The sequence below is a fragment of the Mesorhizobium sp. M0768 genome, assembly GCF_040320195.1.
Taxonomy (GTDB): Bacteria; Pseudomonadota; Alphaproteobacteria; order Rhizobiales; family Rhizobiaceae; genus Mesorhizobium.
On record NZ_JAMYPD010000097.1, the window covers coordinates 1 to 1152 of the forward strand.

Annotated in this window: 1 protein-coding gene; it reads left to right on the forward strand. The window is 58.3% G+C overall.

The features are described 5' to 3' along the window. Window positions 1-72 precede the first annotated feature (72 nt). A complete protein-coding gene (locus tag NKI08_RS34460; protein ID WP_352775963.1) occupies window positions 73-1152 on the forward strand; it encodes an IS630 family transposase in 1080 nt (359 codons plus the stop codon).

Here is a 1152-nt window from a genome sequence, read left to right on the forward strand (position 1 = left end):
CTAGTGGATTGATCGAGACAAAAGAGTCCGATGTTGGATTCCCATCGGTTTTTGCATGTGCGACGATCGGGCATGCGCACCGGTATTACATTTGACGTCACTGCCACCGACAGGATCCGGCTCGAAGCCATCGTGGCAAAGCGCGGTTCGCCGCAGAAGCATGCGTGGCGGGCGAAGATCATTCTGATGAGCGATGACGGCTTGGGAACTGTGGCCATTATGGAGGCTACCGGCAAATCGAAGACCTGCGTGTGGCGATGGCAGGAGCGTTTCATGGCCGAAGGCGTGGATGGCCTTTTGCGCGACAAGAGCCGCCCGCCAGGCATTGCGCCACTCGATCCCGAACTGGTCGATCAGGTGATCGCGCTGACGCTGGAAACGCCCAAGCAAGAGGCAACACACTGGACCGTTCGCGCGATGGCAAAGGCGGTGGGGATCGCTGCCTCTTCGGTCGTCAAGATATGGCACGAGCATGGTCTTGCACCGCACCGCTGGCGCAGCTTCAAACTGTCGAATGACAAGGCCTTTGCCGAGAAACTGCACGATGTCGTTGGGCTCTACGTCTCGCCGCCGGCCCATGCAATTGTCCTTTCCGTCGATGAAAAAAGCCAGATCCAGGCGCTGGACCGCACCCAGCCAGGACTTCCTTTAAAGAAGGGGCGGGGTGGCACGATGACCCATGATTACAAGCGCCACGGGACCACCACGCTGTTTGCTGCCCTCAATGTTCTCGACGGCTCGGTGATCGGCCGCAACATGCAGCGACACCGGCATCAGGAGTTCATCCGTTTCCTCAACGTGATTGAGGCGCAACTGCCGAAGGATAAGGCAGTCCACGTCATTCTCGACAACTACGCGACCCATAAGCAGCCGAAGGTCCGCGCCTGGCTGGCAAGACATCCGCGATGGACCTTCCACTTCGTTCCAACATCATGTTCCTGGCTCAACGCTGTCGAGGGCTTCTTCGCCAAACTGACACGACGGAGACTGAAACACGGCGTCTTCCACTCCGTCGTCGACCTGCAGGCGGCAATCAAACGCTTCATGACCGAGCACAATCACGAGCCGCGGCCATTCGTCTGCAAAGCAGACCCCGATGAGATCATTGCAGCAGTCAAACGCGGGCACCAAGCGTTGGAATCAATCCACTAG

Bases quoted from the DNA above. Each gene is read 5' to 3' on its own strand.
- NKI08_RS34460 (WP_352775963.1), top strand. From the start codon at position 73: ATGCGCACCGGTATTACATTTGACGTCACTGCCACCGACAGGATCCGG.